Below are 14,417 nucleotides of genomic sequence, written 5' to 3' on the forward strand. Positions count from 1 at the left end.
TCAGGCCAGGACTGCGCTGATCCAGCCCACCTGTTGCCTGAAGTGGTCGAGCTTCGCTTGAGGCACCGCATCGCGAGCCCGCTCGAAGTTGGCCAGGGTCTGCTGCTTCTGCCGCAGCATGCGCCGCCACTTGACCAGGAATGCCTCGCTTTTCTCCTGCAACAGCAGCGGGCCGAAATACAGCTGTTCAGCGGTGTACGCCGCCACACCTGGCTCGGCGACGATGATCTCGTAGTCGAAGCGGTTCTCCCGCAGCAGTTCTTCGTGGACGATGCGCAAGCCATTGTCCATCAGCCATTGGCGCAGCTCGCGCTCACCGCCATTGGGCTGGAGCACCAGGCGGGTGACGCCAGCCAGGCGCTGCTTGCCGGCTTGGAGAATGTCACACATGGTGTCGCCGCCCATGCCACAGATGCTCACCACCGAGATGCGGTCCTGCGGCTCGATCGCTGCCAGGCCATCGGCCAGGCGCACGCTGACCCGGCCGTCCAGGCCGTTCCTGCGCACGTTGCGCTGGGCCGAGGCGAACGGTGCCTGTGCCACCTCGCCGGCAACCGCTGCCGCCAGCACGCCACGCAACATCAGGGCCACCGGCAGGTAGCCGTGGTCCGAGCCGATGTCGGCCAGGCGCGCGTCTTGTGGCACATGGGCGGCCACGCGCTCCAGGCGCCTGGACAATGTCTGTTCGTTCACGGTAAACCCCTGGCTTTGCAATGGGGCGCGATTGTGACGGCGAACGCCAGGCATTTCAAACACCGGGGCGCCCTCGACCGGGCCAGCGCGCTCGCGTAGGCTTGCCGCTTTCCTTCCGTTGCAAGGCAAGACACACCATGGCAAATGCAGACATCATCTACACCCCGGACCTGGACGCCGAGTCGATCTCATCTGACGTCGCCGAATACAATGGCGTGCTGGTCACCACCCAGATCCCGACCCACGCCGATGGCAGCCTGGAGCTGGGTGGCATCGTCGAGCAAAGCGAGTGCACCCTGCAGGCGCTGAAGGTGGCGCTGGAAAAAGCCGGCAGCGGCATGGACCGCGTGCTGCACCTGACCATCTACCTGACCGACATGGCCGACCGCGCGGCATTCAACGAGGTGTACCAGCGCTACTTCAGCAAGCCCTGGCCAGTACGCGCCGCCGTGGGCGTGGCCGCGCTGGCGGTCGAAGGCATGCGCGTAGAGGTGACCGCGATGGCCGCCAAGCGCTGAGCGGTCCGTGGAGCGGCCTTGCGTCGCGATGGGCCGCAACGCGGCCCCGGCGATATCGGCGGCGCAGCTGATGGCCTGGGGGCGCTGCGCCCCCCCCTTTCGCGACGCAAGGCCGCTCCTGCACAGGACTGTATCCGCTACCGACCTGCACCTCTGGGCAGCGCAATGATGTCGCCGCCCGCTTTCGCCGCTACAATGCCCGCCTAAACCGTGACAGCCCGAACCTATAACGACATGTCCCTTCCAAAGAATCACCTGGAACTGCTCAGCCCTGCCCGTGACGTTGCCATCGCCCGCGAAGCGATCCTGCACGGCGCTGACGCCATCTATATCGGCGGCCCGAGCTTCGGCGCGCGCCATAACGCCTGCAACGAAGTCAGCGATATCGCCGAACTGGTCGAGTTCGCCCATCGCTACCACGCACGCGTTTTCACCACCATCAACACCATCCTCCACGACAACGAACTGGAACCCGCGCGCACGCTGATCCACCAGTTGTACGACGCCGGCGTCGACGCCCTGATCGTGCAGGACCTGGGCGTGATGGAACTGGACATCCCGCCGATCGAGCTGCACGCCAGTACCCAAACCGACATCCGCACCCTGGAGCGGGCCAAGTTCCTCGACCAGGCCGGCTTCTCCCAGCTGGTGCTGGCCCGCGAGCTGAACCTGCAGCAGATCCGCGCCATTGCCGCCGAGACCGACGCCGCCATCGAGTTCTTCATCCACGGCGCGTTGTGCGTGGCCTTCTCCGGCCAGTGCAACATCTCCCACGCGCAGACCGGCCGCAGCGCCAACCGTGGCGATTGCTCCCAGGCCTGCCGCCTGCCCTACACCCTGAAGGATGACCAGGGCCGCGTGGTGGCCTTCGAGAAGCACCTGCTGTCGATGAAGGACAACAACCAGACCGCCAACCTGCGCGACCTGGTCGATGCCGGCGTACGCTCGTTCAAGATCGAAGGCCGCTACAAGGACATGGGCTATGTGAAGAACATCACTGCCCACTACCGCAAGGAACTCGACGCCATCCTCGAAGACCGCCCGGAGCTGGCCCGCGCCTCCAGCGGTCGCACCGAGCATTTCTTCGTGCCCGACCCGGACAAGACCTTCCACCGTGGCAGCACCGACTACTTCGTCACCGAGCGCAAGGTCGACATCGGTGCCTTCGACTCGCCAACCTTCACCGGCCTGCCGGTAGGTGTGGTGGAGAAGGTCGGCAAGCGCGACCTGCAGGTAGTCACCGAAGTGCCGCTGACCAATGGCGACGGCCTCAACGTGCTGGTCAAGCGCGAAGTGGTGGGTTTCCGCGCCAACATCGCCGAGCTGCGCAGTGCGTTCGAGGAAGACGGCGAGAAGCGCTACCGTTACCGCGTCGAGCCCAACGAAATGCCCGAAGGCCTGCACAAGCTGCGGCCCAACCACCCGCTGTCGCGCAACCTCGACCACAACTGGCAGCAGGCCCTGCAACGCACCTCGGCCGAACGCCGGGTCGGCGTGCACTGGCACGCGGTATTGCGCGAGCAGCGCCTGGCGCTGACCGTCACCAGCGAAGAAGGTGTGAACGCGCAGGTGGCGCTGGACGGCCCGTTCGGCCCGGCCAACAAGCCGCAGCAGGCACTGGAGCAGCTGCACGACCTGCTTGGCCAGCTGGGTACCACGATGTACCACGCCGACAGCATCGAGCTGGACGCCCCGCAGGCGTACTTCATCCCCAACTCGCAGCTCAAGGCCCTGCGCCGCGAAGCCATCGAGGCGTTGACCGCGGCACGTGTGCAGGCGCACCCGCGTGGTGGGCGCAAGGCCGAGACCACGCCACCGCCGGTGTACCCCGAGTCGCATCTGTCGTTCCTGGCCAACGTGTACAACCAGAAGGCCCGTGACTTCTACCATCGCCACGGGGTGCAACTGATCGACGCAGCCTACGAGGCCCATGAAGAGCATGGCGAAGTGCCGGTGATGATTACCAAGCACTGCCTGCGTTTCTCCTTCAACCTGTGCCCCAAGCAGGCCAAGGGCGTGACCGGCGTGCGCACCAAGGTGGCGCCGATGCAGCTGATTCAGGGCGACGAAGTACTGACCCTGAAGTTCGACTGCAAGCCGTGCGAAATGCATGTGATCGGCAAGATGAAGAGCCACATCATCGACCTGCCGACCCCAGGCAGCGCGGTGGCCCAGGTGGTCGGGCACATCAGCCCGGAAGACCTGCTCAAGACCATTCCACGCGGGCCGCATTGAGCATGGGCCTGCAATGGCCCAGCAGCGGGTTGCCCCAGGCCGGCAAGGCCCGGGCAACCCGCCGTCAGCGTATCTGGTGCTTGTGCAGCAACCGATAGAATGTCGGTCGCGAAATACCCAGCACCTTGGCCGCCACGCTCAGGTTGTCACTGTGCCGGTTGAGCACGTCGCATAGCGCCTGGCGCTCGGCCCGGTGCTTGTAATCCTCCAGCGTGCCCAATGGCGGTTGTGCCAGGTCGAGCGTCTCCAGCCCCAGGTCCTGCGCCTCGATTTGCCGGCCCTCGGCAAGTACCAGCCCGCGGCGTACCCGGTTGGCCAGCTCACGCACGTTACCCGGCCAGTCATGCCGGCCCATGGCCGCCAGGGCGTTGTCGCTGAACGACCGCGGGCGACGCCCGGTTTCCAGGCTGTAGAACTGGGCAAAGTGGCTGGCCAGCATGGCCAGGTCACCATGCCGGTCACGCAGTGGCGCGGTGACCACCTGCAGGACGTTGAGGCGGTAGTAAAGGTCCTCACGGAAGCGCCCTTGTTCGATGGCCTTTTCCAGGTCCACATGGGTAGCCGCCAGCACCCGCACGTCCACCGGGATCGGCTGGCTGCCGCCCACGCGCTCAATGTGCTTTTCCTGCAGAAAGCGCAGCAGGTTGGCCTGCAGCTCCAGCGGCAGGTCGCCGATTTCGTCGAGGAACAGCGTGCCGCCGTGGGCGGCTTCGATGCGCCCGGTCTTGCGCTGGTGGGCACCGGTGAACGCCCCTTTTTCGTGGCCGAACAATTCCGACTGGATCAGGTGTTCGGGTATCGCCCCGCAGTTGATGGCGATGAACGGTTGCTCGCTGCGCTGCGACTGGCGATGCAGGGTGCGCGCGACCAGCTCCTTGCCGGTGCCACTTTCACCACGGATCAGCACTGGCGACTCGGTAGGTGCCAGCTTGCCCAGCAGCTTGCGCAGCTCGCGGATCGGGCGGCTTTCACCCAGCAGCTCGTGGGTGGTTTCCTCGGCCTTGCGCACGCCCCTGCCGCGCAGGCGGGCCATGCCGAAGGCACGGCCCAGGGTGACCTGCACCCGGGATACGTCGAATGGCAGGGTATGGAAGTCGAAAAACCATTCGCAGACAAAATCGCCGACCGCCGGCATGCGCAGCTGTTCGGCGCTGAGCACGGCAATCCATTCGGTGTTGCTGCGCGTGATCAGGTCCTTGACCGCATCCGGATGCCTCAGGTGGCTAGCCTGCAAGCGTAACAGGCCCACATCGCAAGGTTGATCCAGCGCGGCGCCGAGCCTGCAGCTGTCCACATCCCAGCCTGCGCTGCGCAGGCCTGGCAACAAGCGGTGGCAGTCGTCGCAAGGGTCGACGATGAGCAGACGGCGTTGGGCGGCTGGCTGTTGCATGACCGATCCTTGGCGCCAGTTTTTGGTTTTGTGAAATAAAACAGCAAGTTGTGGCGCCCGATTAACAGTAGCAACGAAGTTGACGGTGCCCAGTACCGTCTGTCTGCCGAATCATTTTTTTACAATCTGCCATGGGAATTTTCGCACTTTATCGACATCACATGGCGGCAAGGGCCGGGATGAAACACCGCCCTGAAAAAATTTTTACCAACCCTGTGTGACTTGCCCCCGGACATTGAGCATCAGTACACATAACCCCGCGCTGCACTTCGCGACCACTGAGGCGACTTTAAAGCAACGCGGACTTCATCTGGATGTTTGGGACCATAGAGAGACCGAACCATGAATGCCCCGCTCCGTGTCAACGAAGCACTGCTGATTGCCGACCACGCCTTCGAACCCTTCCAGTGCGTAGCCTGGGATGCCCCCAACGGTACTGGTGAACTGAGCCTGGCAGTGATCGACCGGACCAGCACCCGCATCGGCAGCAAGCAAGTGTCGTCGAACATTTATTCCGACCCGGCCCAGTGGGCCAGCCTGATTGAAGAAGTGCGCGCGGAACTGTGCGAAAAAGGTTACGACCTGCAACCGTGGTCGATGCCGAAATAATATAGGCCGGCCACAACCAAGTGCGTGCATTGCCACGCACTTGTACAACTTCCCCAGTTGCTGTTGTGGCAACGCTGCTTGTTGCGACATTGTGTCGCGCCGATACTTTTCACTCCCGCACCTTGAACTGTTGCAAGTGCTGATAATCCGCTTGCAGTTGTTCCGCCAGGCGCTGCGCGCGCCCCAGGCGCACCGGCGCCAGTTCCATATCCACCAGCAACGTCGCACACGGCATCGGCTGCACGCCATTGCAGTGCTGCAGGCGGCCGTCGGTAAACACCAGGCAACGCAACGCTTCCTGCGGGTGGGCGCGCTGCCGCGCCTGCAGCCAATGCCGGGCCTGTTCCAGTGCAGCTAGCAACGGCGTCCCGCCACCGGCACCCAAGGCCTGCAGCCAAGGCTGCAAGGCGGCTGACGCCTTCAGGCCATGGCGCTGCCACTGCGGCGTGCGCCCGCTGGCGGTGAGCAAGGCCAGCCGGGCGCGCTGGCGGTACGCCTGGTCGAACAGTGTCGCCAGCAGCCCCTTGGTCTGCGCCAGCGCCTGGTGGCGCCGGGTCGAGGCCGAGGCATCGACGATAACCAGCCACAACTCGGCTGGCCTGGCCTGGCGCAGCTGCCAGCACAGGTCCTGGCGCAGCCGTGGCCGGCCCTTGAGCAAGGTCGGCAGCCAGGCCACCCGACCGCTGGCGGCATGCCGCGCACGGCCCGTGCGGGTACCGTCCTGCTTGCCTGCGCCTGCTTTGGCATCCGGCCCCTTGGCAGTTGGCTGGGGGATGCTCAGGGCTTTTTTGCCCAGTTCGGCACCTCACGGCGGGCGCCGCTGGCGACCGGCTGCGCCGGCAATGCCCCCCAGTCGCCCTGCCCGGCCTGTTCGCCCGGGTTACCGGCACCCTGCGGCACAGGCTGCTGCCCAGCTTGCGACGGCGTCGAAGGCGGGTTGGCCTGGGGAGTAACCCGGCGACGATGGCGCAGGGCGAACTCGGCCACCGCCTCGACATCGGCCTCTTCGATGGCTGCAGCACCGCGCCAGGCGCAGTGCGCGCGCGCAGCCCGCAACCAGACCAGGTCGGCACGCAGGCCATCGACCCCGGCGGCATAGCAGCGCTCGGTGATCCAGGCCAGCGCCCGGTCGTCCAGGGCGATATCGGCCAGGGCGTGGCGGGCGGCCTGGCAGCGTTCGCGCAATTGCGCCTGGGCCGGGGCCCATTGCGCACAGAAAGCCTGCGGGTCGCTGTCGAACGCCAGGCGGCGACGAATGATCTGTTGACGCGCTGCGGGCTCGGGCAAGCCTTCCAGGGCCACGTTCAGGCCGAAGCGGTCGAGCAACTGCGGGCGCAGTTCGCCTTCCTCTGGGTTCATGGTGCCGATCAATACGAAGCGGGCACTGTGCCGGTGCGAAATACCGTCACGCTCGACCCGGTTGGTACCGCTGGCCGCCACGTCGAGCAACAGGTCGACCAGGGTGTCGGGCAACAGGTTGACCTCGTCGACGTACAGCACGCCGCCATCGGCCTGGGCCAGCACGCCCGGGGAAAACTGCGCCTTGCCCTGGCCGAGCGCAGCATCCAGGTCGAGAGTGCCGACCAGGCGTTCCTCGCTGGCCCCCAGCGGCAGGGTGACGAACGGCCCCTCCCCCAGCAGGTCGGCGAGGCCACGGGCCAGGGTGCTCTTGGCCATGCCACGCGGCCCCTCGATCAGCACACCGCCGATCTTCGGGTCGATGGCCGTCAGGCACAGCGCCAGCTTGAGGTCGTCGGCAGCGACCACGGCGGCCAACGGAAATTGCACGGGTTCACTCATTTCAAGCCTGTTCCTCGCCGTCGAGCAGTTGCTCCTCGAGGGCTTCGCGGTAATCGCCCGGCGCCTGCCACAGGCCGCGTTGCTGGGCCTCCAGCAGGCGCTCGGTAAGGTCGCGCAAGGCCTCGGGGTTGTGCTCGCGCATGAAGTTGCGGGTCGCTGGGTCGAGCACATAGGCATCGGCCAGCGACTGGTAATGATGGTCGTCGATCAGGTGCGTGGTGGCATCGAAGGCAAACAGGTTGTCGACCGTCGCCGCCATCTCGAACGCGCCCTTGTAGCCATGGCGCTTGACCCCGTCGATCCACTTCGGGTTGAGCGCGCGGGCGCGGATGACCCGGTTCAGCTCTTCCTTGAGGGTACGGATGCGCGGTCGGTCGACCTGGCTGTGGTCGCCGTGGTAGCTGGCCACGGCCGCAGCGGACAAGGTCTCCGACGCCGCCAGCATGCCACCCTGGAACTGGTAATAGTCGTTGGAGTCGAGCAGGTCGTGCTCGTGGTTGTCCTGGTTCTGCAACACCGCCTGCACCCTGGCCAGGCGCTGGGCGAACTGGGCGCGGGCCGGTGTCCCGTCGTCGCTGCCGCCGTAGGCATAGCCGCCATGGTTGAGGTAGACCTCGGCCAAGTCGTCGCGGCTGTGCCACAGGCGCCCGTCGATAGCGTTCTGGACGCCGGCGCCATAGGCCCCGGGTTTGGCGCCGAACACCCGCCAACCAGCCTGGCGCGCAGCCTGCTCGGCATCCAGCCCCTGCGCCTGCAGCGTGGCACGTTCGCTGCGCACACGGGCAGCCAGGGGGTTGAGATCGTCCGGCTCGTCCAGCGCCGCGACCGCCTGCACAGCGGCATCGAACAGGCGAATGAGGTTGCCGAAGGCATCGCGGAAAAACCCGGAAACGCGCAAGGTCACGTCCACCCGCGGGCGGTCGAGCAGGCTCAACGGCAGGATTTCGAAATCGTCGACACGCTGGCTGCCACTGGCCCAGACCGGGCGTACGCCCATCAGTGCCATGGCCTGGGCGATGTCGTCGCCACCGGTGCGCATGGTCGCCGTGCCCCATACCGACAGGCCGAGCTGGCGCAGGTGGTCGCCGTGGTCCTGCAGGTGGCGTTCGAGAATCAGGTTGGCCGAGGCGAAACCCAGGCGCCAGGCCGTGGTGGTCGGCAGGTTGCGCACATCCACGGTATAGAAGTTGCGACCGGTGGGCAGCACATCCAGGCGCCCACGGCTGGGTGCACCACTCGGGCCGGCAGGCACGAAACGCCCTGCCAGCGCAGCCAGCAGGCCGCTGATTTCGGCGGCGCCGCAGGCGTCCAGGCTGGGCGCCACCGCTTCACGCAGGGCCTGCACCACATCGTGCACCGGCTGCCATTCGCCCTGCGCCGGTAACTGTACAGTGCCGTCCAGTGCCTGTTCGATCGCCTGCAGCGCCAACAGCTCAAGACGCTCGCGGGTGTCGCCACAGGTGCGCCAAGGTTCATCACTGATGGCCTGCAGGCGCTCGGGGCGCGCACCCTGCCATGGCTGGCCGAGGTCGCAATCGAGCGGGTCGAAGCCCGGCACCAGCGCCTTGGCCAGCACGCGCAGCAGGCTGGCATTGCCGCCGCGACCATCGCCCCGCTCGACCCGTAACAGCGCCAGCAGGGTATCCACGCGCAGCCGCCCTTGCGGCGACTGGCCGAACACATGCAGGCCATCGCGAATCTGCGATTCCTTCAGGTCGCACAGGTAGGTGTCCAGGCGCGGCAGCCATACGGCGGCGTCGTCCAGTTGCCCTTCCAGTTGCAGTTCGCGGTCGATGTGGTTGGCCTTGACCAGTTCGAGGATGTCGCGCTGCAGTTCGCGGGCGCGCCTTGGGTCGAGCAGCTGCGCTTCGTAGAATTCATCGGCCAGTTGCTCCAGATGGCGCAACGGGCCGTAGGTTTCGGCGCGCGTCAGCGGCGGCATCAGGTGGTCGATGATCACCGCCTGGGTACGCCGTTTGGCCTGGGCGCCCTCGCCCGGGTCATTGACGATGAACGGGTAGATGTTCGGCAGCGGGCCGAGCAGCGCATCCGGCCAGCACTGCGCCGACAAGCCGACGCCCTTGCCCGGCAGCCATTCGAGGTTGCCGTGCTTGCCCACGTGGATCACCGCGTCGGCGGCAAAGGCATGGCGCAGCCAGAAGTGAAACGCCAGGTAGCCGTGGGGCGGCACCAGGTCGGGGTCGTGATACACCGCGCTGGGGTCCACCTGGTAGCCGCGGGCCGGCTGGATACCGACGAAGGTCAGGCCGAAGCGCAGGCCGGCGACCATCAACCGGCCACTGCGGTACATCGGGTCCTGCTGTGGCGGCCCCCAGCGCTCCAGCACTGCCTGGCGGTTGGCTTCGGGCAGGCGGTCGAAGGCGGCCTGGTAATCGGCCAGGCTCAGGCTTTGCGCGCAGGGGCGCAGGTCCAGCTGATCAAGGTCATTGGTCACGCCACCCAGCAGTTGCTGAATCAATTGCGTGCCGCTGCCCGGCAAATCGGCCAACGGGTAACCTTCGGCCCGCAGCGCCTTGAGGATGTTCAACGCAGCCGCTGGCGTGTCCAGGCCGACGCCGTTGCCGATGCGACCATCCCGGGTCGGGTAGTTGGCCAACACCAGGGCCACCCGCTTCTGGGCATTGGGCAAACGGGCCAGCTCGACCCAGCGGCGGGCCAGCTCGGCGACGAAATCCATGCGTTCGGGGTGGGCACGGTAGCAGACCACGTCGGACTGGCTGCGCTCGCTGTGCCAGGCCATGTCCTTGAAACTGACCGGGCGGGTGATGATGCGCCCGTCCAGTTCCGGCAAGGCAATGTGCATGGCCAGGTCGCGCGCGCCCAGGCCCTGCTCGCTGGCTTCCCAACCGGGCTGGTTGTCCTGCGCGCAAATGGCCTGGAGCACCGGGATGTCGCGACGGAACGGGCGCAGGTTGGGCCGTTCGGGGCTGGACAGGGCAAAGCCGGTGGTATTGACCAGCACCTCGGCGCCGACCTCGTCCAGCCAGGCTTCGACCTGCTCCAGGCATGCGCTTTCCTTGAGGCTGGCCACGGCGATCGGCAAGGGGTTGAGCCCCGCAGCCTGCAGCCGCTGGCAGAACACGTCGATGAATGCGGTATTGGCCGCCTGCAGGTGCGAGCGGTAGAACAGCAGCGGTGCCACCGGCTGCTCGGGGTGCCACTGCGGGTACCAGTCCTGCAACGTGGCACTGCCCTTGGCCGGGTGATACACCGCGGTGCGTGGCAACGGCTGCGGCTCGTCCCAGGCATAATCGCGACCCAGCAACTGGCTGGCCAGGCAGTTGAACAGGTTGATGGCGTTGGCCTTGCCACCCTGGCGCAGGTAATGCCAGAGGCGCTCGGCCTGCTCGCCGCTGACGGTGCCCAGGCGGGTCAGTTCCGGGTCCGGGCGATCATCGCCCGGCACCAGGATCAGTTGCACGCCGCGGGCAGCCAGCTCGACCAGTTGCTCGACGCCGTAGCGCCAGTACCCCACACCACCGTGCAACGACACCAGGATGACCTTGGCATGGCGCAACACCTGGTCGACGTACAGATCGACCGAGGCATGGTTCTGCACCTGCATCGGGTTGGCCAGGCGCAGGCTGGGGAAATCCTCGGGCAACAGCTCGGCGGTATCGGCGAGCAATGCCAGGTGCGAATCGCCGCTGCAGAGGATCACCAGCTCGGCGGGGGTCTGGCCAAGGTCGGCAATGCTGTCATCCGGCACGAAGCCGCCGGGCTGGGTCCGCAGCAGGTGCATGGGTCAGGCGCCCAGGGCCTGGCGCAGGCGCGCTTCCAGGCGGGCAGCGTCGAGGTCCTGGCCGATCAGCACCAGGCGGGTGATGCGTGGCTCGTCGGCCCGCCAGGCGCGGTCGAAGTGCTTGTCGAAACGGGTACCCACGCCTTGCACCAGCAGGCGCATCGGCTTGCCCGGAATGGCGGCGAAACCTTTGGCACGCAGGATGCCGAAGTCGACCACCAACTGGGTCAGGGCATCGAGCAGCAGGCTTTCGTCGGCCTCTGGCAGGTCGATGGAAATGGAGTCGAAGGCGTCGTGGTCATGATCGTCATGGTCATCGCCGTCATGGTGCGCGTCATGGTGGGTACGGCGGCCATCGATGTGCGCCTCGGCTTCGGCGCCCACGCCCAGCAGCACGTCCAGCGGCAACTTGCCGCTGCTGGCCTCGATCACCTTGACTGCCGGCGGCAACTCTTCGGCCACTTCGGCACGGACCTTGGCCAGGCCAGCAGCGTCGATCAGGTCGGCCTTGTTCAGCACCACCAGGTCGCCACTGGCCAGCTGGTCGGCGAACAGTTCGTGCAGAGGCGACTCGTGGTCGAGGTTGGGGTCAAGCTTGCGCTGGGCATCGACCTGCTCCGGGTAGGCGGCAAAGGTGCCGGCGGCCACGGCCGGGCTGTCGACCACGGTAATCACCGCATCGACGGTGCAGGCATTGCGGATCTCCGGCCACTGGAAGGCTTGCACCAGTGGCTTGGGCAGGGCCAGGCCGCTGGTTTCGATAAGGATGTGGTCAAGGTCGCCACGGCGCGCCACCAGTTCGCGCATGACCGGGAAGAACTCTTCCTGCACGGTGCAGCACAGGCAGCCGTTGGCCAGCTCGTAGACCCGACCGCTGGCTTCTTCCTCGGTGCAACCGATGCTGCACTGCTTGAGGATTTCACCGTCGATGCCCAATTCACCGAACTCGTTGACGATTACCGCGATGCGGCGGCCCTGGGCATTGTCGAGCATGTGCCGCAGCAAGGTGGTCTTGCCCGAGCCGAGGAAGCCGGTGACGATGGTGACGGGGAGCTTGGCCAGTGTTTTCATGTCGCATTGCCCTTGGCAGATTGGCGCGGGCATGCAGGACGACAGCCGCAGGCCAGGCCGGCCGGGCTTGTTCGCCACCGGATCACCCCGCCCGGTTGAAAGTCGAAAACGTGCCGAGGCAGGTCTCCTGGCTCGCACCGTTCCAGTTGCTCGCCAATGCGGCAGGCTGGCGGGATGACGCCTTCCCGCGCGCGGGCGCAGTGGCTGTGTCGATCCGTTGTCGGTGCTTACAGTTGCGGGGGCAGCCGCGGCTTGTACCGCGTTCCCGTCTTAGCTTCGGCCTGGCCGAAGAACCTCGAAGTGGCAAGGCTACGCAGTGGTTGGCGGGTGGTCAACCATTGCCGCTGGGGCTTGCCTCGATATGTTCAGCGCTTGGGAGACCGGGCGCCGCCCGCGCGGCGCATCGCGGATGAATCCGCTCCTACCTTTGTCTCGGCCCAGCAGGCGCGCGCGCCTGGTCGTACGCTGTGGTATCCGGTCATACGCCAAAGCGTCGGCGCGCAAATCCCCCGTAGGGGATTCATCCGCGATGCGCCGCCAGGCGGCGCCCGGCCCTCAGGCGCTGAAAGACCTCCGTCAGCAGGGAGTTTCGTGACTGGCCGTTCCCGATCTGCCGCGGATGTATTATGGTGGCGTGGTGCGCATATAACAGCAGCCCGAGTGATTGGGCACTTGCAAGACAATGAGGGTGTCATGAGCAACGAAAGCATTAATTGGGACAAGCTGGGTTTCGACTACATCAAGACCGACAAACGCTACCTGTCCGTATGGCGCAATGGCGAGTGGGACAAAGGCACCCTGACCGAAGACAACGTGCTGCACATCAGTGAAGGCTCCACTGCCCTGCACTACGGCCAGCAATGCTTCGAAGGCCTGAAGGCCTACCGCTGCAAGGACGGTTCGATCAACCTGTTCCGCCCGGACCAGAACGCCGCGCGCATGCAACGCAGCTGCGCCCGCCTGCTGATGCCGCAGGTGCCGACCGATGTGTTCATCGAGGCGTGCAAGCAAGTGGTCAAGGCCAACGAGAAGTTCGTCCCGCCACATGGCAAAGGCGCCCTCTACCTGCGCCCATTCGTGATCGGCACCGGTGACAACATTGGCGTGCGCACCGCCCCCGAGTTCATCTTCTCGATCTTCGCCATCCCGGTGGGCTCGTACTTCAAGGGCGGCATGAAGCCGCACAACTTCCAGATTTCCAGCTACGACCGCGCGGCCCCGCAAGGCACTGGCGCGGCCAAGGTCGGTGGCAACTACGCCGCCAGCCTGCAGCCAGGCGCCGAAGCGAAGAAGGCCAATTTCGCCGACGCCATCTACCTCGACCCGCTGACCCACACCAAGATCGAGGAAGTCGGTTCGGCCAACTTCTTCGGCATCACCGCCAACAACGAGTTCGTCACGCCGAAATCGGCCTCGGTGCTGCCAGGCATCACCCGCCTGTCGCTGATGGAACTGGCACAAACCCGCCTGGGCCTGACCGTGATCGAAGGCGATGTCGAAATCAACAAGCTGGACCGTTTCGTCGAAGCCGGCGCCTGCGGTACTGCTGCGGTGATTACCCCGATCGGCGGCATCGAGTACAACGGCAAGCTGCACGTGTTCCATGACCTGGAAAAGGTCGGCCCGGTTACCCAGAAGCTCTACAACGAGCTGACCGGCATCCAGAGCGGTGATATCGAAGCACCGGCAGGCTGGATCGTCAAAGTCGCCTGAGGCGCCTTGGTGGAATGAAACGGGGCATGCCAGCGATGGCATGCCCCGTTTTTACTTGCATTCATGGAACTTGCGCGCTGCTACAGGGTTGGTGTCGAGCGGGTGACTTGTTCAGCACGGCGCTGCAGAAACAGGTGCCGCGCCTTGTCGAACACCCAGTTGTAAAGCACGGTGTAAGGCAGGATGATCACGAAGAAGCCCAGCTCCACCATGAACGCCTGCACCAGGGAAATATCCAGCATCCACGCCGCCAGCGGCAGGCACCAGACCACCAGCCCAGCCTCGAAACCCAGGCCGTGCACAAAGCGTGCGCGGGCCGTCCAGTGGATCCGCTCAAGCCGTACATGGCGATCGACAAGCGCGTTGTAGACCATGTTCCACAGCATCGCGATCAGCGACAGCATCACCGCCAGCATCCCTGTCGTTGCCAGCGGCTTGCCCATGATCCAGGACAACAGCGGCGCACACAGCAGCACGGCGAACACTTCATAACCAACGGCATGAACCAGGCGTTCAATGAAGGAAACGTTTTTCATGGCAAAGCCCATCATATTGCTTGAGTCGTGCTTCCCATTTTCTTTGTTAAAACTGATACTCGCGACATAGCTACCATCGGTTTTATCAA

General features: G+C 65.5%; 11 protein-coding genes and 1 riboswitch. Of the genes, 4 read left to right on the forward strand and 7 right to left on the reverse strand.

The genetic code is table 11. The annotated features are described in order from the left end of the window. Entirely contained in the window at nt 1-693 is a 693-nt protein-coding gene (locus HG549_RS14340; protein ID WP_170030164.1) for a tRNA (adenine(22)-N(1))-methyltransferase TrmK, read from the reverse strand. 137 nt (nt 694-830) lie between these two features. On the opposite strand from HG549_RS14340, the gene HG549_RS14345 reads away from it, so the two are divergent. Together HG549_RS14345 and HG549_RS14350 are read left to right on the forward strand one after the other, a co-directional pair. Beyond that, nucleotides 831-1,211 (forward strand): RidA family protein, encoded by a 381-nt coding sequence (locus HG549_RS14345; RefSeq protein ID WP_170030165.1) that lies wholly within the window; start codon nt 831-833, stop codon nt 1,209-1,211. A gap of 234 nt (nt 1,212-1,445) precedes the next feature. Next, entirely contained in the window at nt 1,446-3,446 is a 2,001-nt protein-coding gene (locus tag HG549_RS14350) for a U32 family peptidase (RefSeq protein WP_170030166.1), read from the forward strand. A 64-nt stretch (nt 3,447-3,510) separates the two neighbouring features. Here the strand turns inward: HG549_RS14350 and HG549_RS14355 are convergent, their stop codons facing one another. Next, the gene (locus tag HG549_RS14355; RefSeq protein ID WP_170030167.1) at nt 3,511-4,836 is read right to left on the reverse strand and encodes a sigma-54 dependent transcriptional regulator; all 1,326 of its coding nucleotides are present in this window, start codon (nt 4,834-4,836) and stop codon (nt 3,511-3,513) included. A gap of 342 nt (nt 4,837-5,178) precedes the next feature. Between HG549_RS14355 and HG549_RS14360 the strand changes: the two genes are divergently transcribed. Beyond that, nucleotides 5,179-5,445, forward strand: coding sequence for a hypothetical protein (locus HG549_RS14360; RefSeq protein WP_170030168.1), 267 nt, complete (start codon nt 5,179-5,181; stop codon nt 5,443-5,445). A 109-nt stretch (nt 5,446-5,554) separates the two neighbouring features. On the opposite strand, the gene HG549_RS14365 is transcribed toward HG549_RS14360, so the two are convergent. From HG549_RS14365 to cobW, 4 genes are all read right to left on the reverse strand, one after another. Next, entirely contained in the window at nt 5,555-6,121 is a 567-nt protein-coding gene (locus tag HG549_RS14365) for a VWA domain-containing protein (protein ID WP_170030169.1), read from the reverse strand. A gap of 101 nt (nt 6,122-6,222) precedes the next feature. Then, a complete protein-coding gene (locus HG549_RS14370) occupies nt 6,223-7,245 on the reverse strand; it encodes an ATP-binding protein (RefSeq protein ID WP_170030170.1) in 1,023 nt (340 codons plus the stop codon). A gap of 1 nt (nt 7,246) precedes the next feature. Continuing rightward, entirely contained in the window at nt 7,247-11,008 is a 3,762-nt protein-coding gene (gene cobN / locus HG549_RS14375; RefSeq protein WP_170030171.1) for a cobaltochelatase subunit CobN, read from the reverse strand. Nucleotides 11,009-11,011: 3 nt separating this feature from the next. Then, entirely contained in the window at nt 11,012-12,079 is a 1,068-nt protein-coding gene (cobW, locus tag HG549_RS14380; RefSeq protein WP_170030172.1) for a cobalamin biosynthesis protein CobW, read from the reverse strand. 99 nt (nt 12,080-12,178) lie between these two features. Continuing rightward, a riboswitch (cobalamin riboswitch) is annotated at nt 12,179-12,392 on the reverse strand. Between the two features lie 380 nt (nt 12,393-12,772). Here cobW and HG549_RS14385 point away from each other — a divergent pair. Then, nucleotides 12,773-13,792 carry a branched-chain amino acid aminotransferase gene (locus HG549_RS14385; protein ID WP_170030173.1) on the forward strand — a complete coding sequence of 340 codons (1,020 nt, stop codon included), beginning with the start codon at nt 12,773-12,775 and terminating at the stop codon, nt 13,790-13,792. A gap of 80 nt (nt 13,793-13,872) precedes the next feature. On the opposite strand, the gene HG549_RS14390 is transcribed toward HG549_RS14385, so the two are convergent. Then, nucleotides 13,873-14,328 carry a multidrug/biocide efflux PACE transporter gene (locus HG549_RS14390; RefSeq protein ID WP_170030174.1) on the reverse strand — a complete coding sequence of 152 codons (456 nt, stop codon included), beginning with the start codon at nt 14,326-14,328 and terminating at the stop codon, nt 13,873-13,875. Nucleotides 14,329-14,417: the final 89 nt, after the last annotated feature.

The organism is Pseudomonas sp. SK (genome assembly GCF_012975065.1).
Classification (GTDB): domain Bacteria; phylum Pseudomonadota; class Gammaproteobacteria; order Pseudomonadales; family Pseudomonadaceae; genus Aquipseudomonas; species Aquipseudomonas anuradhapurensis.

Coding starts and splice junctions, on each gene's coding strand:
- HG549_RS14345 (WP_170030165.1), top strand. CDS start 831: ATGGCAAATGCAGACATCATCTACACCCCGGACCTGGACGCCGAGTCG.
- HG549_RS14350 (WP_170030166.1), top strand. CDS start 1,446: ATGTCCCTTCCAAAGAATCACCTGGAACTGCTCAGCCCTGCCCGTGAC.
- HG549_RS14355 (WP_170030167.1), bottom strand. CDS start 4,836: ATGCAACAGCCAGCCGCCCAACGCCGTCTGCTCATCGTCGACCCTTGC.
- HG549_RS14360 (WP_170030168.1), top strand. CDS start 5,179: ATGAATGCCCCGCTCCGTGTCAACGAAGCACTGCTGATTGCCGACCAC.
- HG549_RS14370 (WP_170030170.1), bottom strand. CDS start 7,245: ATGAGTGAACCCGTGCAATTTCCGTTGGCCGCCGTGGTCGCTGCCGAC.
- cobN (WP_170030171.1), bottom strand. CDS start 11,008: ATGCACCTGCTGCGGACCCAGCCCGGCGGCTTCGTGCCGGATGACAGC.
- cobW (WP_170030172.1), bottom strand. CDS start 12,079: ATGAAAACACTGGCCAAGCTCCCCGTCACCATCGTCACCGGCTTCCTC.
- HG549_RS14385 (WP_170030173.1), top strand. CDS start 12,773: ATGAGCAACGAAAGCATTAATTGGGACAAGCTGGGTTTCGACTACATC.
- HG549_RS14390 (WP_170030174.1), bottom strand. CDS start 14,328: ATGAAAAACGTTTCCTTCATTGAACGCCTGGTTCATGCCGTTGGTTAT.